We start from the raw sequence: 21,663 nt of genomic DNA on the forward strand, positions 1-21,663 counted from the left end.
AACTATAAGCTTTGTGCGTAATGATAAAGCGCTTTTAATATTTGCATATTGCGCTCATTACCTTCATTCTCAGCAACAAGGTTTTCTAGCTCAAGCATAAAGTCTTCAGCCGAAATGGATGGGTTGTCATCATTGTGCATTAACTTGTTTTGGCAGTATTTACGCCATTTATCAAGCTCTAAAGGTGATAGTGACTCTGGCCAATTTCTCGCACGGTAACGAAACAACATTGTGTTGAACTTGTTATCTTCAAAATCTAGCTCCATAGTTGCGAGTTCTTGTGGTGAGGCATTGCGAATTATTGCAAACTTGGCTTTGTCTGCTTTGCTAGTAAAGCCATCATAGAGTTGATAATCTGGATTACTCGGCTTTTCAAAACCTTTGTCATCGCTGAATACGTCTGCAACCTTATCTCTTAACTCTGGTCGCGCTTTGAGATATTTTAAGTTTTCAAGGCACTGTTCACGATCAATCCCTAGCCTTGCTGCGTTTTCTGGCAACAAGGTTTTAGCGGGGGCCACTAATGGGCACTTATTGATATGAAGCAATTTAAGCCCGACCGGCAATTCATCATCGCCCAGCTCACTGCGTTTTGTGTACAGCCGTTCTTTAAGCGCCTCAACGTCAAGATCGTTCAGTACCTCAGGCGACTGAGTCAAGTCAAAGCAGATCACGGCATTGCTATTAATAGGATGGAAACTCATCGGGGCAATCCACGTAGTGCAACCTTGCTGAGCTGGAAACATCGAAGAGATATGCACTAAAGGCTGCATATTAAAGACATCGATAAGGCTCGACACGGCCTTTTTATGTCTGTGGTTAAAGTAAAAATCGTACAGTTTAGGCTGTTTAGTTTTAATCAATTTTGCCAGTGCAATGGTTGCAGTAACGTCACTTAGTGCATCATGAGCTGCGCCATGTTCAATACCGTTGGCAACGGTTAGATGCTCGAGTTTAAAGCTGGGGCTACCATCGTCTTTGGTTGGCCACTCAATCCCTTCAGGGCGCAGTGCGTAACATGCTCTAACAAGATCGATAATGTCCCATCGACTATTGCCATTTTGCCATTCACGCTCGTATGGATCATAAAAGTTTCGATACAGGCTATAACGGGTGAGCTCGTCATCAAAGCGGATACTATTGTACCCAGCAACGCAAGTTTGCGGTTTTGCAAATTCGGTGTGGATCTTAGCCATAAACTCTGCCTCAGTGAGGCCTTTTTTTAGCGCTAGTTGCGGCGTGATCCCAGTGACCAAACATGCTTGAGGGTGAGGGAGGTAATCAGGAGCTGGTTGACAATACTCAATCAAAGGTTCACCGATAATGTTGAGATCTAGATCCGTTCTGATCCCAGCAAATTGGCTTGGTCTATCTTTTTGCGGCGTAGCCCCCCAACTTTCGTAATCATGCCAATAGATGGTTGGGATATTCTGAGCGTTATTTGGTGTTTCCGATTGGTTTTTATTTGTCATAAAGTCCAGGTGCTATTTAACTATTTTTGTTTTGGCCAACATCTGCGGTGATGGTATCACAACTGTATAAGGTCATGTGTATATGGTGGTAAATAAGTTACCACCATAAAGGAATCGTATTCACGAGTATTATCGCATAGGGGGGCGTGTAGAGTAATACCAATTAGCCTGAATACTTGCTCAATTTGAAGGAGTAAATCTGACATTAATTGCGTTATAAATTTCTTATTTAGAACAACAAAATAGCAAAATCTTTGTCTTAAAATAGGCCTTTTAATCAAGATAATTGGTACAAGATTTATAGAATCGAGTTATCTAATACTCAATTACTGACTCTCGCTGGTGAAATTATGGCCTAATCTATTAACATGTTTCCACATGACTATCGTCACACTGATTAATAGGGTAGCTACAGCGACTAGGGTGTTAAAATTCAGTGTTTGATTGTCTTCAGTTTTGACCAATAGACTTGCGAAGATGCCGCTTGCAGCAATTGCAAAGTGTTGAATTGCATTTTGTAAACTAATAAAGGCACTACGTTCTTGCGCTTGTAAAGCAACAATAAGTTCTGTTACCAAAATCATTGAACGACAAGAGCTCGCAATGATAAAGAGTATAAAAAGTGCCGCTGAGAATGTACTTCGACTCGTATTAAAGCCAACCAACACAGTCAGTAGCATAACCCCACTTAGGAAGTAAACTAAATACGATGTGGTTCTATTACTAAACTTACTTCTCGCATATAGCTGAATGACAATAAATGAGCACACACCGCTGAGTAGGTAGCAATAACTAAGTGACGTATTGGAAATGCTGAAGTTGGTTATTAGCATGACGGGAAACTGAGTTGAAATGATAAATGTGCTCATCACAACAACAAAGCTAAAGAGTAGGGCAAAGCTTAACTTTTTATTAAATAGATGGATGTTGTTTTGTTTTATTTGACAATCATGATTGACACTCGCTGGTATATTTCTTTTATGCTTTTGCATAAAAATTAACAGAAACAGCAGTGCAGTGATAGCCAAGCAGCAGCCTAATAGAAATATACTCGACTGCCAGCCGACATGTTCGGTGATAAATAAAAGTACGGGTATTCCTATCGCAAGGGCACAAGGAAATGTGCTTAGTAATATCGCTGTATTTCTTTTTTTGTTGTGGTGGTCGCTGAGCAAAACAACAAGATTAAGATTAAGTACAAGTGCTGCACCCGCGCAAAGGCCGGTTAATGCTCGTACAACTAGAAGCGAGTAAAAACTATTGAGCAACGCAGTGCAAAGCGTAAAAAACGCGGCTGCGAGTAGTAGGCTAATGAGTTTGCGACTTTCGTTACCAGCGTTTTCACCGCCACGAACCCATAAACAAACGAGTGAGGCAGTAACTGCATAAACTGCAACTAATAGTCCTGAATTTGCAGGATTGGTATGAGTGCTAAGCGCCATTTGCGCGCTAAAAGGAACAATGATTAAAGCATCCAAAGCGAGTAGAAAATGTATGGCAAAACATAATCCAAATGTGGCACTTGAGTGCACTGAGTTGTTTAACGAGGCTGAAAGCATGTATATCCATAATCAAATTAACAAAAGAGAATATGATTGTATTAACCTCAGTAAGGTAATAAAGTGCGTTATATTGGATACATAAACCCACTTTTTGGGCTAATAAAATGACTGACCAAGTAGATCATCAGTGGTTAAAGAGTTTTCATTGTGTTTATGAATGTTTGAGCTTTAAACAAGCCGCCGAGCTTTTAAGGATCCCGACTTCAAATGTAAGTAGACATATCGCCTTACTAGAGGAAAAGCTTGATACAAGATTATTGGAGCGCACAACAAGAAGGATTTCTGTCACGGAAGCTGGTGAGCAACTGTATGAGAGTACAAAGCCGCTGCTTGAGTCATTATCAGATGCGGTGCAAGAAGTAACTAGACATGCAAGCACGCCGACAGGGCATTTGCGCATATTGATGCCCGATATTCCAATACTTGGTAGGGCAATCGTGACATTTTGTAGCGCTTATCCTTCAGTATCAATCAGCTGTGATACTAGCCTTAGTCCAAGGGAGAGTTTACTCGATGGATTTGACCTCGTGCTCTACTTCCATCGTGGGAACCTTGAAGATAGCAACTGGGTGGTAAGAGCGCTTGCGCGATTACCAAGCGTTGTAGTTGCAGCACCTAACCTACTTAAAAAACATGTGCCCCCATTTACTTTATCAGATATGCAGGGTTTACCTTGCATCTCAACACTCTCCGCGTTAAACGGAACACCTTGGATATTTAAATTAGAAGATGGGCAGTTAAAAACGCTACATGTTAATTCAAGTTTTAGAGTAAACAGTGGAAGCGTGGCCAAATTAGCAGCGCTAGAAGGACTTGGTTTTGCTATTTTACCAGTAGAGGCATGTAGATCTGAAATCGAAAAAGGCGAACTTATACCAATAAACTTGGAGCATCCGCCAGAAGATCTCGTGCTCTATGCGCTGTACGCGGGACGAAAACACCTTGCAAAAAAAATCACGGCATTTTTGCAGCACTTGCAAGCGACTTTTTAAACGTTATCAACTTTGAATGATAATTGCATCACTGAAGTAAGGCTATCTTAGATGCACTGCATTCGAATACACCGAGAAAGAGAGCGTCAGTTTGAGACCACTTTTATGGCTTATACAGATGAACACCCCTCATAAAAATATGTTTATTCAGCGCTCGCTAAATCTTGATTGATCAAATCTAGTAGCGCAATAAGTGCTGTTGCTTTGTCCTCATTGATACTCGGAAATTTACAGCGAATTTGTTCTGGAATACTCGCTGCTTGATGTCGTAACTCGTTACCTTTAACTTGCAGTTTTACAACCCGTTTGCGTTTATCTTGCTCATCTTTAACGATAGTAAGCAACGCTTTGTCAGTCATTTTCTTTAAAATCTGTGTCATTGCGCCGCCATCGATAGCCGTCTTTTTTAGTAACTCAGCAATGCTGATTTCGTCTTGCTCCCACAGCGCCATCATGACCACATATTGCGGATAAGTGAGTTGAAGCTCAAGCAGAGATTCTCGGTATGCTCGGGCAATGCCATTTGAAGCCATGTATAAACGATGACAAATTTGTCTATCTAAATTTAGTTGTGCGTAATTCATCGTATTCTTTTATTACTGTATTGATAAGGTATTTTAATTTGCACGCAAAGTATTTGCAATTCTAAATGCTTTCGCATATTATTTTGTGTGCAAAATAAATTGTTGGCAACATGCATGACTTCATCTGGAGTACAGGCTGTGTTTGCTAGCATTTGAGTGATTATCCAAATGGTATGAAATTGAGGAGAACAAGATGAAAGCACTTCAGAGTATAGCGTATACAGCTAACGCGACCGCGACTGGTGGACGAGAAGGCACTGCAAAGTCTGATGATGGTCGTCTTGATATCGAGTTATCAACACCCAAAGCACTTGGTGGCGATGGCGGTCAAGGTACTAATCCAGAGCAATTATTTGCAGCAGGTTACGCAGCATGCTTTATTGGTGCATTAAAACTAGTTGCGGGAAAGGCAAAAGTGACATTGCCAGATGATACGTATATTAATGCCGAGGTTGCTATAGGGCCGATTGAGGGAGGTTTTGGGATTGCAGTCAAGTTAGCTGTTTCAGTTGGGGAATTAGACAAAGAAACGGCGCGCGCATTGGTCGACAAGGCTCATGAAGTATGTCCTTATTCAAATGCTACGCGCGGAAATATTGCAGTTGAGTTATCTGTGATTTAAGTCCATGCTGCTTTGTTGGGCCAGTTTTTTCAATATTGGCTCAACCTGTTGTAAGTGGGAGGGTGGTTTTAAAATTGTGAACCGCTCCACCGGTTCGAAAATCAATCTGTTTGACCTGCTCAATAATTTCAACGGTATCAAAACCGCTGAGAAGGCCAAACATCGCTGCTTGCTGACCAGAGCCAATAGCATAGGATTGTGTTAGTGGCTCTGATTTGCAGGTGCCATGTTTCACATAGCCATACCACACCCCTTTGTGTGGATGATATTTTATAAATTCTAAACTCTCTATTTTGTCAAACTGGCTGTTGGTAAAGTTGTGCTCTAGGTTATGTATATCGCACGTTTGACCTGTGCAAAATACCCTCCAGCCATTGTGGTCAAACCATTTTTGGGCATTATCTGTAACAATAATCTTGTCTGTAGTGGTTCTGCTATCACAGGCTATCTCTGCTGTAATGGCGTTATAAACAATGGTTGTCATTCCTTCTGACTCCTATGAAGTTGAATATCTGGTCAATTAGTAATTTTGAATGCTAAGGGGTGAATCTGGGCGTTGGCTGCGTGATAAGCTTTAAATTTGAATGCCAAGTTTCTTAATTTTATGATTTATTTTGAGGCGATAAAACCCTGTCGATAATATCACTACTGTTTTTTAGCCACACCACAAGTTGATTACCGGAGCGTGACACATTCAATGTTTACCTAATGTGAATATATTGAAATTATTATGATCTTAATACATGTTTTTGTTTGAAGGAGGGCAAAAGTGCCCTTTACTGGATGAGTGTATTAATTACTTCATAGAGCTTTTTCATATCGATAGGCTTTGCAACGCAGGCATCAAAGCCAAGCTTTTGATAACTTTCAAGCTCTCCTGACATTACATTTGCAGTCACCGCAATTAATGGAATCTGCTTGTTATCAAGCCTAACTTCTGCGCATACCTCCAAGCCGTCTTTTTTTGGCATCTGAATGTCGATAAAGAAAATATCGGGCTTTCTTTTTTTATATAGTTCTATCGCTTCCTCACCATCTTTGGCGATAACTAGCTGGGCTTGAGTTGGCTTTATCATTGCGCTAAATATTTTCTGATTTAACGGGTTATCTTCGGCCAACAATAAGTTTTTATCTTTGAGTTGGGGGACGGCATGTATATCTTGGTGTGCGTGCAGCAAAGGTGTAGCGCAAATACTTAGGTTTAGCTCAAGCTTAAATTCACTACCAACACCTTCTTCACTTTGTACACAAATGGTGCCACCCATCAGCTCAGTAAGTTGTTTTACGATGGCAAGTCCTAGCCCTGTTCCAGCATATTTTCTCGTTGTAGAGGGATCCGCTTGTTGAAAGCGCTTAAATAAGCTGTCGACGGTCGCTTTATTAATGCCTGCGCCGGTATCAATAACTTGTATAGATACTAATTTTCCAGCATCTTTCATGACTATACGGATCTCTCCAGAACTGGTGAATTTGACCGCATTTGAGACCAAATTACGGAGGATTTGTTTTAGCCTCAAAGGATCTGCCAACCTGTGAGGGGAGGTTAGTTTTTCACAATCAACTATCAAGGGTACCTTGAGATTGTCAGCCGTGTGAATAAATTCATGTTTAACTTCCGTTGCGATACGGATCAAATTAACTGCAACAGTCTCCACTTTTAATTCACCCGCTTCAATTTTTGAGAAGTCGAGTAAGTCGTTTAATAAACTGAGTAATGTTTTTGTTGATGTCATTCCTTGAGTGATCAATTCGTTTGAGTTGATCGCATCGCTATGATGTTTCATTAGCTGAAATACGCCATAAATACCGTTAAGTGGTGTCCTTAATTCATGGCTCATATTGGCTAGAAAGAAGGCTTTGGCGCGTTCAGAGCTTTGCGCTTTTATTTTTTCATGTTCTAAAGAGCTAATTTGCAACTTAATTTGCTTGGCTAATTGGTTAAGCGTAACTTGTAATGTTTGCAATTCCTTAAATTCAAAGTCGTGAGTAGTTGTTACATAGTTGCCTTGCTTCAACCGATCACAGTGGCGCTCCAACATCAACATTGGATTAATGAGCCGTTTTGACAACTTTCTTAAATACCAAACTAGTAGCGCAACTAAAATCAAACCAAAAGATATGATGAGTAATATTGCTCTGATGATGTCATTTGAAAAAGGGGTGGATTGACGATGTAGTAACAGCTCTAGTTTTATCCTGTCCTCATCAGCAGAATATATAATATCTTGATAATCAGTTTGGTCATGTCGCAGCTCTGCGCTCCCTTCTAACGTTAAATCGCCACTTTTTAACGAGATAATACCGCTATTTTCGCTCGCTTCGAAGAATGGCTGTAAATCAAGTTCAAGAAAGAGTACGCCAGTGTGGTTATACGGGCGCATCAAAGATGACTGCTTTTGTCTGAGCGGTATTTCTAAGAATAACTTTGCTTCTTTTGTTTGGGAGCCGTTAATATCGGCCATCGATACGACACGTTTTTTAATTTTGAGTGTTCGCATTTGCTCTGATAGCACTTGATTAGTGTATGCAGAGAAAACTTTGCTGTTCCATTTTAAGGTGTAAAACGGGTATCCCTCTACTGTAAAAATAGAGCCATCATTAATAAAAGCGGATTTAATCATCGCGTTATTATCAACAACCTGTGTGAGTACCTTGATCGCATGCTGAGTGTATAATAAGTTGTTGGGCAAACTTGACAGTATGTAGTCTTCACTTATCGGTGCGAGCTGATAGATCAATTCATTGATTTGTGCTTTAAAATCGTTGATCAGACTGTTTCCTTTTCTTTTAAGGTCTTCCTGTATGAGTGCTGCTTGTTGTTCTAACAGAGCAAAGCTAACCATCGCGACTAGAATCAATAAAAAAATTGAGAATAATGTCGTAATTTTTCTTTTTATTTCTTTAACGATGCTGTGCTTTTGTTTCATTTTTCTGCGACTTTGTGACGATAAACTGCATATACTCAGTGGTATCTTCAACGCTATACACCCCACCTAAATAGCGTGTTAGGCCTTTGAGTATGGCTTCCCAAATATAGGCCATAATGGGTTCATTAGGTTGTGGGTAAGTATGATTAAGTGAGGCGATTAACTGTATTAACGCAATATCTTTTCGCTTTGTTAACTTGTCTAGGCTGTCAGAATTTGTTGGTAGCGCTTTTAACTCATCCCAAAGACGATCTTGAACACGTTGGCTTTGCATAAATTCAACTAGTAATTTCAAATGCGGCTTTTTTTCCGATTCGACTGCGTTCGCAGGAAAAGCCAAAACGTGGGATGATGCAAACGAGATGAGCTGATGTCCTCCCCATCTTGGTAAGGAAGCGATTGCTAAGTTATCTTTTAGAGTATCTTTGAGTTGTTGATACGCCCAAATGCCATTCACAAAGTAGCGTAATTGCGCACTTTTAAAACGATTCATTAAACACTGGTACGCACAATCTGCGTCAATAATGCCACTGTTTAGCAGTAACTGGTAATTTGATAAGGCCAAACGCATCGCTCTCGTGTCGAGATGAGGCAGATCAGATAAAATAACCTCTTCCTGTAGAGCGTTCACAAAGGTAATAAACCAATACATTTCATAAAAATTCCATCCTAACTCGGGCGCTTTAAAGTGGCCTTGCTGGATGTAGTGTTGGAGATCTGTTATTGGCTCGGGTACAAGCGAGCGATTATAGTAGAGTACTAGATGATTACCATACATGAGGGGGATGCCTTTTATTACTCCGCCCACTTTACTCGTGTTTTTGACGCGCAGTGTGAGTTTATCTGCAAGCCAACTTGACGGTATAGTTGAAAACCGTAATTCAGACAAGCCCATATAGTCACTGGGAATAATTAGAGCATCGGGGAGTTGCATCGCATCTGCGTATTGTAATAGCTCACTTTTTAGTTGGTTATTATTGAAAGCTAAAATGTTTATTTTGATGCCTGTCTGCGCACTAAACTCTTCAAAAAGTGGCTGAAAATCAAAATTTTCTAGGCCAACTGCAATGTCAATGCTGACATTGGCTTTCGCTTGGATAGCACCACTGTGAAGACTCAAGAGCAGAAAAATAGTACAAATTAATCGACCTTGCATAAAATAACTATTCCGTAGTGAGTTTAATAATACCAATTTTCTTAATTAAGTGGTCTATTTTGAGGCGAGAAAATCTTGTCGATAACGAGGCAAAAAATTCGCTATTTAGTTGTTCTAAATAAGAAATTTTTAACGCTGTTAGCGTCAGATTTACTCCGTCAAATTGAGCAAGTATTAAGTCAAATTGATATAAGTATGTCTCTATCGCGCAGGTATTGGTTCTTTGTCAGTGTAGTCTATATTTCTGCGCTTGGAATCAATACAGGTGAAATCGGCAAAGTAGGGGATGGTTTTTATCTATGTCTATAAGTCTTAGTGAATTCTTCAATCACTGCTTTGCCTAGCAAAATGATGATAGGTACTTATCCGAAGCTCAGGTTGAATAGTCATGTTATTGTGTTAATTATAATGAAAACAGCGATGAATAATTTCCAGAAACACGATAAAATACACAGCAAATAAGAATGATGAGTACAACCTTGTTATGAATAAAGGGTTTATGCTGGCCTGTGATGGCAGCAATGGTGCAGGTAAAACAACTGTTATCTCAGGCATAGAAACGCACCTAAAACAACGTGGTATTGAAGTTGTGATGACTCGAGAGCCAGGTGGAACAAAAATATCTGAAAAAATTCGTGAAATCATTCTCGATCCTTCGACACCCGAAATGACTGAAATGGCAGAATTGATGTTGTTTGCTGCAGCACGAGCACAGCATGTGCGGGAAAAAATCATTCCAGCCCTTGAACAAGGTAAAGTGGTTATTTCAGATCGATTTGACGCCGCGACGTTTAGTTTCCAACACTACGCACGAGGTCTGGAACTCAACACCATAACGACGATTAATCGGCTCGCGTTGGGAGATTTTAAAGCAGACATGAACCTCATATTAGATCTTGACCCCCAAGAGGGACTAAAGCGAGTCAAGTCAAGAGGGGAAGGGTTAGATAGGCTAGAAGATGAGCAGCAACAATTTTTGCAGCGTGCCCGGGAAGGTTACTTGCTACAGGCAAAAAATGACCCAACGCGCTTTACTGTAATTGATGCAAGTCAGAGTAAATCAACCGTGCTTGCGCAGAGTATTGAACTTGTAGATAAGCTTATTGATCAACATATTAAGTTAAGCTCGAGAGTGTAATATGCTTGCAAGTTGGCATCATACTCCCCTTAATCAACTAGCCCAAGCGCAGCAAGCTGGCCGTTTGCATCATGCACACTTGTTGTCGGGTAAAAAAGGCGTAGGCAAAGGCGTACTCGCTAGACATTTGGCTAATGCCTTGCTTTGCAATAGGGCTGAGACACTGACTGCCTGTGGGAGCTGTAAAGCATGCAGCCTCAATCTTGCCGGTAGTCACCCTGACAAACTTATTGTCGCGCCTGATGGTAAATCGATAGGTGTAGATGAGATCAGAGATATCACCAACTTTTTAAACCACTCAGCTCAGCAAGGGGGGAGTAAAGTTGCGCTAATCGAGCAAGCACATCTGATGACACATTCTGCGGCAAATGCGTTATTAAAAACACTGGAAGAGCCTAATTTTAACAGATATTTACTCATAACCAGTGATGATGATAGCAAATTGCCAGCGACGGTGTTAAGCCGCTGCAACAAAGTGACAATTCACTCACCGAGTTTGACAGAAGCTGCAAAATGGTTAGCAGAGCACGATCTCGGGTCTAACCTTCCTTGGATCCAAGAGTTTTCACTTCAGCCCTTTGTGATTTCAGGGTGGCAAAAGGAAGGGCTTATCGATGAGGTAACACAGTTATTTAACGCAGCGAATAAGCTCGATGGCGAGAGTGCATTGCAAGTTGAAAAGATACTATTAAAACACACTTCGTTGAGTGATGTATTTGCACGCTTTTTGCTAAGTCGTGTTAAGTCTGCGATGCTATCAGAAGCAGGCCTCAGCTTTACACAGTATCAAGCGTTATTAAACCTTATACATCGTTTTATGTATGAACAAAAAAATGTGTTAGGGTTAAATCAAAGCCTTAGCATTTCAAATTTGCTTTTTGCCTTACAAAAACAGTTATAAAGAGGTGGTACATGCAAGAGTTACTTGCGGATTTTGAAGACTTGGATGAGCTCTATCGCTGTTATATGCCGTTCTTGAAGTCAGGGGGCATATTCATTAAGTCAAATGCCCATTTTGAGATGGGACAGGAGTTAACACTACGAGTCACGCTTCCTGATGCGTTAGAAGCTGATGAGGTGGAGGTCATTGTGGCATGGTTAACTCCACAAGGAGCGCAAAACTCTAACCCCCCAGGAGTTGGCGTGGCGTTTGTTGATGCGCCAGCTTTAAACGATAAAATAAATAAACTACTGGGTGCAGCCTTGAACTCAGATAAACCCACTTACACAATGTAGAGCCAGTATGATTGTAGACTCTCACTGTCATTTAGATAGATTAGATTTTGATAAATTAGGCTTAAGCCTTGAAGAAGTATTACATAATGCGAGACAAAAACAGGTCGAACACTTCCTATGTGTTAGCGTTACTCTAGAGCAATTCCCCGCTATGCTCGAGAAAATTTCTAGATTTGACGATGTCTCAGCTTCTTGTGGTGTACACCCCCTAGACCAAAAAGATAAACTAGATATTGATAAGCTCCGTAACTTGGCTAATAACGAAAAAGTCGTTGCTATTGGAGAAACTGGCTTAGATTATTATTATTCCAAAGAGACTCATCAAGTGCAGCAAGAGAGCTTTGCTGGGCATATTGAGGTGGCAAATCAGTTACAAAAACCACTTATTATTCATACTCGTGACGCCAAAAGCGATACAATCGATATTATGAAAGCGCACAATGCGCAAAATTGTGGTGGCGTATTACATTGCTTTACTGAAGACTGGCCAATGGCCAAGCAAGCTTTGGATTTGGGCTTTTATATCTCGATTTCTGGTATTGTGACATTTAAAAATGCCAGAGCATTACAAGATGTGGTAAAGCAAATTCCTATGGATAGGCTGCTGATTGAGACTGACTCTCCTTATTTGGCTCCTGTTCCACACAGAGGCAAAACTAACCAGCCTGCATATGTGCAAGATGTGGCGTATTTTATCGCGGATCTAAAAGGGGTTAGCTATAAAGAACTGGCTCAGCAGACTAGCAATAATTTCTATTCGTTGTTCAACTTGGTAAACCGCCAACATGGCAGCACAACGTAATCAGCTGCCACTGGTATTGATGGCGCCTTTACTTAGGCGCGTCGATAAAAGTACAGTTTGTATTCAATTTGCCTCCAGCGAAGCGGTTAGTGCTGACGTAAAACTCACGGGCTTTGAAAGCGATTGTGACGTTGAAGAAATACAGCTGGGCGGTGCGTGCTTCTTGTACACACTTCTGGTACGCCCAAAAAATAGTTTGCCAACAAATACACTCATAAGCTATGTGTTGTTAATCAATGAAAATACTTTTAGTCCAGAGTATTTGCGTTATGGCGAAACGTTGCAATTTGCGGTTCCTGATAAGTTAACTCACATTTTACACGGCTCTTGTCGCAACCCACACCACCATTCGAAAGACAGCTTGCATACAGCCGATCTGTGGCAAGCACAGCAACGTGAACTAGGAGAGATAGGGGCTGACTTATGTATTTTTTCAGGTGATCAGATATATGCAGATGACGTTGCAGGAGCCACACTCCTCGCTATCCGGCAGCTGATCCAACGTCTAGACCTCTTCACGGAAACAAGACTGGAGATTGAGCTACCAGATGATGCGCAAGCTCAGTTATATCAGCGTCATCAATACTTACCAAAAACGCCTTGGCAATCACGTTCAAAGTTTTCTGCAGGGTATTGGTTTCGAAAGGATGAAGCACACTTCTCAAGCGTGAAAGCGTTTAATCACCTTATCTTCTTCGAAGAGTTTGTAGCTTGTTATTTATTAAACTTTTCTCATACTGCGTGGCAGCTTGTCGACTTTGATGCGCTAGTCTATGAGGGAAATAACGAGCGCAATAAACGAGTATTTGACTCTGAGCTTATTGCCATAAAGGACTTTGTTAATACCTTATCAAGCGCCGAGCGTCTTTGTGCAAATGTCCCCATTCTGATGATGTTCGACGATCATGATGTGACGGATGACTGGAACTTAACAGCAAAGTGGGAGCAGGCCATTGCAAATCATAAAGTGAGCCGCAGGATAGTGAATAATGGTGTGATCAGCTATTGGTTATTTCAAGGGATCGGAAACGATGCTTTTGAGCAAAGTCGTGCGCTGCTTGACGGTTTTAAAAACAGCTTACATGAGAAAAAGTGGCAATTTGATGCGTTCGATAGGCAAGTACGCCGTTTTACCCGTTGGCATTATTGCCTAGATACCTTTCCAAAGGTAGTGGTATTAGACACCCGTACACATCGTTGGCGCAACGAACAAAACTTTAATGAACCAAGTGGCCTTCTAGACTGGGAAATGTTGATGGAGCTGCAAGATACGCTTATCGACCATCGTGCAGTATTGATGGTCAGTCCAGCCCCTGTATTTGGCGTTAAAGCGATTGAGACGATTCAAGCTGTCTTTAATGCCTGTGGTGAGCCTTTAATGGTGGATGTTGAAAACTGGATGGCACACGAAGGCGCTGCAAGAAAGCTAATTGAAATCTTCAAGCGTCCTGATACCCCGAAAGAAACAATTATCTTATCTGGTGATGTACACTATTCATTTTGTTTCTCGGTTCAAGCGCGCTTTGGCCGTCATGATAACCGAATTTGGCAACTTACTGCTTCCGGTATCAAAAATGAATTTCCAAAGCCATTGATCAAGGTGTTAGACAAACTAGATACCATTTTGTATGCCAAATATAGTCCGCTAAATTTATTTACTAAACGTTGGCAACTGTCTGTTAGCAAACATCCTTCATCTATCAAAGACCATGGTTATTTGGTCTCAGACTCGGCAATTAGTTTAGTCACACTGGATAACGGCTTACTTGAAAAATACGAACTGCTTCATGGCACTGGTATCCATAGCCATTTTGAACTCTAACTATTTTACCTTTAGGGCTCAAAACTTGAGTCCTAAGTTTTTCAGTTAAACTTTTACTACTTACCGAATTTAAAGAAATCAATCGGGCGCGAGTTATACCAATTTTCTTAATTAAGTTGTCTATTTTGAGGCGAGAAAAACTTGTCGATAACTCCGCTACCGCGTCCTGCTATCGCTAAGGTACCTACATCCATTTAGGCAAGGCAAAAATTTTGCTATTCAGTTGTTCTAAATAAGAAATTTTTAACGCTATTAGCTTCAGATTTACTCCTTCAAATTGAGCAAGTATTAAGTCAAATTGGTATTACGTTGTAAGTTTTTTGTGCCGCTACTTCAGCTATTTCTGTTTACAAACTAACTCATTTACGCGATGTAAATAAAAAATGATGCGCTTTTTTTGCTTTTGCTATAGTTAGTGTAATGAAAGCAAACATCAACAAAATATGATCCGACTTAGGTATCAATTCACAGCAACTGCATTGACGAATAGAATAGGCCGAATTGGTGTATTGCTATTGAGTATGTTGTTGAGCTTACCTAGCATCGCTAGCTTTCCAGAATTTAGCGATACAGCACAAGTGATGCGTCGTTATGATTACAGCTCTGGTTTGAGCCAAGTGACAATTACAGCAATCACACAAGATCAACTTGGCTACATTTGGGTTGGAACACAATCTGGGTTGAACCGGTTTGATGGCCATGATTTTATCCAATTTGAAGTAAAACAAAACTCTAAAAATCACCTCTCTGGAGGCTTTATCACCTCTCTTTGTCATAGCGGCAAATACATCTGGATTGGAACGAGTACAGGGCTTAGCGTGTATGACGCGGAGGCTGGATTATTTCGATCTATTTTGGCTGCCTACAATGATGCGATTAACTCAGATAGAGTAAAAAAAGTTGCTTGTTATGGCGAATCGGTGACGGTGTCAACGGAAGAGGGGGATGCCTATCGTGTTAACTACCAAACTCTTGAACCTGAGAAGTTATATTTAACTGGCAAGTTTGTCCGCGATGTACAAGAAACAAGGAACGCATTTGTTTATCTTAATGCCGACGGCCTAGTTAGCCAGCCAAAAGATAAAGTCGGTGCAAAGGTTATTTTAGACGGTGAGTTTAAGACGTTATCGCTGTCTCATGGACGTATATTCGCGGTTGATGATGAAGAACAAATAATTGCTTTTGACACTAAGTTCAATAAAGTGCTTTGGAAAAAAGTCATTAGCGACAAAGTAAACTTTAGCATTTTCCAAGTTAAAGTGCGTACGAATGAGATTTTAGTCGCGTCAAATAATGGTGTTTTTGTACTGGATCTACAGGGGAATATCAAACGTCATTGGTATCGTCGCGCCGAACAAAATGATGGCTTACAAGATAATAATATATTAAGTGTACAAAGAGATCGCAATGGCGATTTATGGATTGGTACTGAATCTCAAGGGTTACATTTTTTCAGCCAATTGAGCGAGTCATTTGGTCACGTTGGAGAACAAAACTTCCCCCATGCACCGCTTGGCCACCCTGATGTGCGCAACTTTGCACTGGACAGTAGTGAACGACTTTGGATTGGCACTTCATCAGGGTTATATATTTATCAACAGTCTAGTTTTATTGAGGCCTATCGGCTATTTCCTAGCCTTTCAGCGATAAAGGGTAGTTTTATTACTCAAGTAAAAATCTATGACGATACCTTGTGGCTAACGACCAGAGGAGACGGGGTGATAAAATATGGCTTATTGCAAGGAGAATATCTGCATTTGCAGCCAGACTCGGAAAACGGCCCTGAACTAAGCTTTAATGATATAACAAAGTACCAATCACAAATATTAGTCAGCTCAAGAACGCTTGGCCTTATGCGTTTTGATAACGAGTCCAATCGTTTATTACCATTTTTTGAGAATCGTCCAGATACACCCTCACATGTTTCTTCGTTTAAAGTCGTAGGTCAAGACCTGTGGTTTGGCTCTATTGGTGAGGGGTTATTTAAATATAGCAAAGGTCAGTTACATAACATCACGACTCAAGATGGCCTGAAATCAAATTTAGTTTTTATGATTGATGAAGACCCTTGGCAACGGCTTTGGATTGCAAGTGAAGCAGGAGTAAGCCTTGTTGATAAAGATATGCAAGTGGTAAAAACTATTGGCGAACAAGATGGGTTAGGTAATCAGGCTGTTTGGGGGCTTGTGCATGATGACTACGAATATATGTGGCTGGGTACAAGCGGCGGGTTATCCCGTGTGAATGTGATGGACTTTGCAATAGATAACTTTTTACCTATTGATGGTGTACAAGCTCATGAGTTTAATTATAACGCGGCATGGAAAGCCCCTGACGGTAGAATTTTTATGGGGGGAGCCAAAGGCTTCAACCAGTTTTTCCCTCAAAATGTATCTATTTCAAATAGTGCGAGACCTATTTTGGTTTCAACAATAGAGTTGCTTGGGGAGCCAATAAAGCCTAGCCCAAATGGGATATTGCCAGTCGCACCGGAATTGGCCAGTGAACTGCACTTGCGTCATGACCAAAATATTATTTCTTTACAGTATTCGAGTCTCGATTTTGGTTCTGAAAAATTAAGCTTCTATTATCGGATAAAGGGGCTGAGTGACAAATGGTTAAAACTTGCAAATGGTGCACGGCAAATTAATTTACTTCAGTTAGAGCCTGGGGTATACCGAGTTGAAACTTACACCGTCAATCGTTTCAATATGCAGTCCCCGGTGCATGAGTTCAGTATTTATGTTGATGCACCGCTTTGGTGGAACACATATTCAAAAACATTATACGGCCTAGTTATTATTTTTATTATTGTCGGGTTTGTTAGAGCGCGGCAGCAACGCTATCGAAAGGTGCTTAGAGATAACCAAGCCATGTCTGCCCTGCAAGAGCGTTTGGAATTATCACTGTGGGCAAGTGGCGATGAACTATGGGATTGGCATGTCGAGTCTGGCTGCATATATCGCTATAGTGTCAACCCAAAAATTAACTTTGGTGAATTGCAAGACAAACTTATTCTAAGCGAGCTAGACCAGTTTGTGCATCCTAAGGATTGCGTATTGTTGGAAGAGCGCTTACTAGCCTGTGTAGATGGTAATGAAGATGTATACGAGTTAGCTATTCGAGTGAAAGGGCAAGATGGTGAGTGGGTTTGGGTGCTTGACCGCGGGAAAGTGGTGGCAAGAGATGAAAATGATAAGGCACTTCGCATTGCAGGTGCTTTGAAGGATATAGCTGATCTCAAAGCACATCAACAGGCCCTGCAATCGCTAAATGAGCAATTAGAGATTAAGGTGGCGATGAGAACAGATGAGCTTTACAAGAAGAATCAAAAGCTTGAACAAGCTATGATTGAACTAAAGCAAACTCAAGAAGAGCTGATTGAAAGTGAGAAAATGGCTTCTTTGGGTGTGGTTGTGGCAGGTGTCGCTCATGAGATTAACACCCCTTTGGGTATAGCAATCACAGCGCTGTCTCATAATGAAGATTGTTTGTCTGACCTAGTTGATAAACTAGAAAATAAAACTCTAAAGCAAGCTGATTTAGTCGCTTCCATTGCATCGCAAAAAGAAGGCTACTTATTGGTCACACGAAATTTAAGACGAGCTGAGAGTTTGATCAGCAACTTTAAACAAGTGGCAGTGGATCAGTCCAGTGAAGTAGAACGTGATATTAACCTGCTTGAGTATATCAACGATGTTTTTGACTCATTAAAGCCACTTGCCAAAAATAAAGAAGTGCAATTGGAAATAGATGGAAATAGGTCGATAAATATTACTACTTTTCCCGGTGCGATTTACCAGATAATGGCAAATTTATTTAATAACTCAGTCATCCACGGGTTTGAAGATAGCGCCTCAGGGTGTGTACGAGTAACAGTAGAGGAAAACGGTTCACATTGGAGTATTATTTATAGTGATAATGGCGTCGGTATGGACGAAACAATGGAAAAAACGTTATTTGAGCCATTTGTAACAACCAAACGAAATCAAGGTGGCTGTGGTTTGGGAATGCACATTGTGTATAACCTAGTAACGCAATTATTAAAAGGGGAGATCCGTTGTAAAACCGCGAAGTTCGAGGGTGTTGAAATTACTATTCGTGTACCCCTTACTCGTTCTGCCACTATTCAATCAGACACGTCTTCCTCTCCTTCTTAATACCATGACTAAGGATAGTCCTCCTCAGTACCATTAAAAACAAATAACTATAAAATCAGCAATAATTGAATAATTAATATTGTATACAATATATCTATTGTGTATTGTTTGCTTGTTACCTAAAAACACACTCATCAATAGGAACATAAGGACAACACAATGCGTAATAACAAAAACACAACGCACATTCTAAGTAAAACGCTCCTGGCATCCGCACTATCAATGGTAATGGGGGCATCAACAGCTGTCGCTGCTGATGGTAATAGCACAGTAAAAGGCAGTATCAAAAGTGGTCAAGGTATTGAGTTGGCACAAGCTCAATTGACTTTTACGCACAACACCAAAGGATTAAAGTTTAGCGTTAAGACAAATACTAATGGTGAATATACTATCCGTAACCTCCCTGTTGGCACCTATACTGTGTCTATTAATAAAGCTGGATTTGAAACGCTTTTGGAGAAGAATGTCGAGCTTAGTATCGGACAGGCAATTATTTTAGACGCGCAACTGTTAAAAGAAGGACAAAATATAGAAAGAATAGCAGTGACAGGTACAGCTATTCGCAGGGTTGATATGGGGTCATCGACTGCGGGGGTCACGTTTACTGACTCTGAGCTAAAAGTTATGCCAGTTAACACAGGCTTTGAGAGTATCGCTTTACTGGCCCCAGGCACTGCGCAGCCCGGTGGTGATGCGTTTAAAGGCGCATCAAGCTTTGGCGGTTCATCGTCAGCAGAAAATGGTTATTATTTTAATGGTCTTAATGTAACAAGCATTCGCTCAGGCTTAGGATCTATTCGCTTGCCTTGGGAAGCAATCGCGCAAACTCAGATAAAAACAGGTGGGATCAGCCCTGAATTTGGCGGAGCATTAGGCGGAATAGTGAACGCAGTATCTAAATCAGGGGATAATGAGTTTACACTTGGCGCTGAATTACGAATAGACCCCTCGTCATCACATAGTTATCACGATTCTACTTACCTAGATAACGGCACAATCCATCTCAATACACAACAGAATTATGATTCATTTAAAGCACTTCAAGTTTGGACAAGCGGTGCGATTATTGAAGATAGCCTGTTTTTTTACGGCTTATTTGCGCCCCGCAGAGAAGGCAGTCGCTGGGCAGGACAAACGACCTACAATGATAGGAGCCGAGATGAAGACCGTTGGTTCACAAAGTTAGATTGGTTCATTAATGAAAACCATTCTGTTGGTATTTCAGCAATGAACAACAAGCGAGAATGGACAAGGCAAACTTACACTTATGATTGGCAGCGTAATACCATAGGTGATAAGCAAGGTGTGGCAGCCCCGGGGGAGGATGGTGGTAAAGTATATAGTGTTAACTATAACGGTTATCTGAGTGACTTCTTCTCGGTTTCAGCAGTGGTAGGCCGAGTGACTGAAAATGTCGAAAATATAGTCGCATCAACGGCTCCTGGGGTCTGGGACGAACGGGGAAGTACAGTAACGCTATCGAGCCACACCGCCAGTGGCGTGTCTGAACAAGAATTTATACGCGATCAAGCGCGGCTAGACTTTAATATCGATTTAGATTATCACGCAATTTTGTTTGGGGTTGACTACACAAAAGTACAAGTAGAGTATTTTGAAGGACAAAATGGACTCGCAGACGCACAAGGGTGGTGGACGGTAAAGACCGCAGGGGAAAATAGCATATCAGGCGCTGCACTTGGGCAAGACTATATTGAGCGTCGGGTCAGGACACGCACAGTTGACTCCGAGGTGAAATCATTGGCGTTTTATGTCAACGATTCATGGCAAGTAACAGAGCAACTGGTTTTCAATTTAGGACTTAGGTACAGCCAATTTGAGAATACGGTTACAGATGGCCGCGCATTTGTTGATATGGACAATCAACTTGCACCAAGGCTGCAAGCAATTTATGACCTAAATGGTGACGGTGAGTCTAAGGTGTTTGTAACCTATGGACGGTACTTTCAGCCTGTTTCCGCGAATATGAATATCACTCAAGGCTCGGCATCAGTAGAGTGGTTTGAGTATTTTGACCTAGACCAAATTGATGGTAATGGTTACCCCGTTTTGTTGCAAGATGGTTCACCAAGTCGTGGAGAAATGCTACGTGACAGGCGATGGCGACAACGGGGTATCACAGAGCCGGGGCTAATTGCGTCATCTTCTCTAAAGCCTATGTATTCCGATGAATTTACTTTGGGTTATCAAACCTCAATTTTTGATGATATGGCTTTTGGTGTGAGGGCAATTTATCGTGATCTTGGTCGTAGTGTTGAAGATACTGATGTCGGCCCTGTTCTTGCGAAGAAGTTGGCAGAGCTAGGTATACAGGACAATGTAGGGCAGGGGTCGTACTATGTGTTAAACAACCCTGGTGAAGCTATCACCATGAGTTATGACTTTGATGGCGACGGGCAGGCTGATGATATTACGCTAACGGCTGAAGAACTAGCACTTCAGCAGGCCGTTCGTAAATATCTTGCACTTGAATTCACTTTGGAAGGAAATATTTCCGATAAGCTGAGAATAAACGCCTCTTATACTTGGTCTCATAGTTACGGCAACACCGAGGGGTTGGTAAAGACAGACAATAACCAAGCCGATCCCGGTTGGACAACATCGTATGACTATGCTGATTTGATGGATAACGGCTATGGTAATTTGCCTAATGATCACCGCCATTCAATAAAGCTATCTGGATCGTACGACATTACTGATGAGTTTACATTGGGATTGGTTGCCCGTACCACCTCAGGACGTCCGATGAACTATTTTTCAAAACACCCAGTTGGTGTGGATAGCTGCCGAAATGGCAGCCCATGGGATGATTGTGTAAGTAAAGATTATGGCCATGTTTCTCATTATGATGAAAATGGTAAGGCCATACCTCGCGGTAGCGTTGGCGAATTACCGTGGGCGACAATAGTGGATGTATCATTGAGTTACTCTACTGACGTACTTGGGCATGATTTATTGCTGAAGGGAACAATTTATAACTTACTTAACAGTGATAAGGCATTGGACATCAACGAGCAACGCTCATTAGATGGAGACAATGGATTGGTGGTTAACCCCGACTATGGCCTAGCGACACTGCGTCAAACAGAGCGTTACGCTTCATTAGTTGCAAGGTTTACATTTTAGTTTTCTTAAAGATGCCAAAGCCAAACAGGTTTGTTTGGCTTATTTT

The 21,663-nt window shown here is 41.2% G+C and carries 15 protein-coding genes; 9 read left to right on the forward strand and 6 right to left on the reverse strand.

What is annotated here, in order from left to right; translation table 11 throughout:
* Positions 1–2: 2 nt before the first annotated feature.
* Positions 3–1,472 carry an exodeoxyribonuclease I gene (gene sbcB / locus HUZ36_RS00105; protein ID WP_176031686.1) on the reverse strand — a complete coding sequence of 490 codons (1,470 nt, stop codon included), beginning with the start codon at positions 1,470–1,472 and terminating at the stop codon, positions 3–5.
* A gap of 326 nt (positions 1,473–1,798) precedes the next feature.
* Positions 1,799–3,031 (reverse strand): MFS transporter, encoded by a 1,233-nt coding sequence (locus HUZ36_RS00110; RefSeq protein WP_176031687.1) that lies wholly within the window; start codon positions 3,029–3,031, stop codon positions 1,799–1,801.
* Positions 3,032–3,138: 107 nt separating this feature from the next.
* Between HUZ36_RS00110 and HUZ36_RS00115 the strand changes: the two genes are divergently transcribed.
* Entirely contained in the window at positions 3,139–4,026 is an 888-nt protein-coding gene (locus HUZ36_RS00115) for a LysR family transcriptional regulator (protein ID WP_176031688.1), read from the forward strand.
* Positions 4,027–4,169: 143 nt separating this feature from the next.
* Here HUZ36_RS00115 and HUZ36_RS00120 read toward each other — a convergent pair whose 3' ends face one another.
* Positions 4,170–4,610 (reverse strand): MarR family winged helix-turn-helix transcriptional regulator, encoded by a 441-nt coding sequence (locus tag HUZ36_RS00120; RefSeq protein ID WP_176031689.1) that lies wholly within the window; start codon positions 4,608–4,610, stop codon positions 4,170–4,172.
* A 193-nt stretch (positions 4,611–4,803) separates the two neighbouring features.
* Between HUZ36_RS00120 and HUZ36_RS00125 the strand changes: the two genes are divergently transcribed.
* Positions 4,804–5,232 carry an organic hydroperoxide resistance protein gene (locus HUZ36_RS00125; RefSeq protein WP_147389721.1) on the forward strand — a complete coding sequence of 143 codons (429 nt, stop codon included), beginning with the start codon at positions 4,804–4,806 and terminating at the stop codon, positions 5,230–5,232.
* A gap of 40 nt (positions 5,233–5,272) precedes the next feature.
* On the opposite strand, the gene HUZ36_RS00130 is transcribed toward HUZ36_RS00125, so the two are convergent.
* From HUZ36_RS00130 to HUZ36_RS00140, 3 genes are all read right to left on the reverse strand, one after another.
* Complete coding sequence (locus tag HUZ36_RS00130) at positions 5,273–5,716, reverse strand: hypothetical protein (protein WP_128730243.1); 444 nt, start codon at positions 5,714–5,716, stop codon at positions 5,273–5,275.
* 292 nt (positions 5,717–6,008) lie between these two features.
* Positions 6,009–8,159 carry an ATP-binding protein gene (locus tag HUZ36_RS00135; RefSeq protein ID WP_176031690.1) on the reverse strand — a complete coding sequence of 717 codons (2,151 nt, stop codon included), beginning with the start codon at positions 8,157–8,159 and terminating at the stop codon, positions 6,009–6,011.
* Positions 8,134–9,315: a sugar ABC transporter substrate-binding protein gene (locus tag HUZ36_RS00140; protein WP_176031691.1), complete on the reverse strand. Its 1,182-nt coding sequence runs from the start codon at positions 9,313–9,315 to the stop codon at positions 8,134–8,136. Before HUZ36_RS00140 ends, HUZ36_RS00135 begins: the two co-directional genes overlap by 26 nt.
* Positions 9,316–9,799: 484 nt before the next feature.
* On the opposite strand from HUZ36_RS00140, the gene tmk reads away from it, so the two are divergent.
* The 7 genes from tmk to HUZ36_RS00175 all read left to right on the forward strand — a co-directional run bounded on the left by tmk (position 9,800) and on the right by HUZ36_RS00175 (position 21,617).
* Complete coding sequence (gene tmk / locus HUZ36_RS00145; protein ID WP_176031692.1) at positions 9,800–10,453, forward strand: dTMP kinase; 654 nt, start codon at positions 9,800–9,802, stop codon at positions 10,451–10,453.
* 1 nt (position 10,454) lies between these two features.
* Entirely contained in the window at positions 10,455–11,354 is a 900-nt protein-coding gene (gene holB / locus HUZ36_RS00150) for a DNA polymerase III subunit delta' (RefSeq protein WP_176031693.1), read from the forward strand.
* A gap of 11 nt (positions 11,355–11,365) precedes the next feature.
* A complete protein-coding gene (locus tag HUZ36_RS00155) occupies positions 11,366–11,689 on the forward strand; it encodes a PilZ domain-containing protein (RefSeq protein WP_125251442.1) in 324 nt (107 codons plus the stop codon).
* A gap of 7 nt (positions 11,690–11,696) precedes the next feature.
* The gene (locus tag HUZ36_RS00160; protein WP_147391392.1) at positions 11,697–12,491 is read left to right on the forward strand and encodes a TatD family hydrolase; all 795 of its coding nucleotides are present in this window, start codon (positions 11,697–11,699) and stop codon (positions 12,489–12,491) included.
* On the forward strand, positions 12,475–14,313 hold the full coding sequence (locus tag HUZ36_RS00165) for an alkaline phosphatase D family protein (protein ID WP_176031694.1): 1,839 nt from the start codon (positions 12,475–12,477) through the stop codon (positions 14,311–14,313). Before HUZ36_RS00160 ends, HUZ36_RS00165 begins: the two co-directional genes overlap by 17 nt.
* Positions 14,314–14,834: 521 nt before the next feature.
* Complete coding sequence (locus HUZ36_RS00170; RefSeq protein WP_176031797.1) at positions 14,835–18,473, forward strand: sensor histidine kinase; 3,639 nt, start codon at positions 14,835–14,837, stop codon at positions 18,471–18,473.
* Between the two features lie 159 nt (positions 18,474–18,632).
* Positions 18,633–21,617: a TonB-dependent receptor gene (locus HUZ36_RS00175; RefSeq protein ID WP_176031695.1), complete on the forward strand. Its 2,985-nt coding sequence runs from the start codon at positions 18,633–18,635 to the stop codon at positions 21,615–21,617.
* Positions 21,618–21,663 lie beyond the last annotated feature (46 nt).

The organism is Pseudoalteromonas sp. McH1-7 (genome assembly GCF_013366255.1).
GTDB classification, from domain to species: domain Bacteria; phylum Pseudomonadota; class Gammaproteobacteria; order Enterobacterales; family Alteromonadaceae; genus Pseudoalteromonas; species Pseudoalteromonas peptidolytica.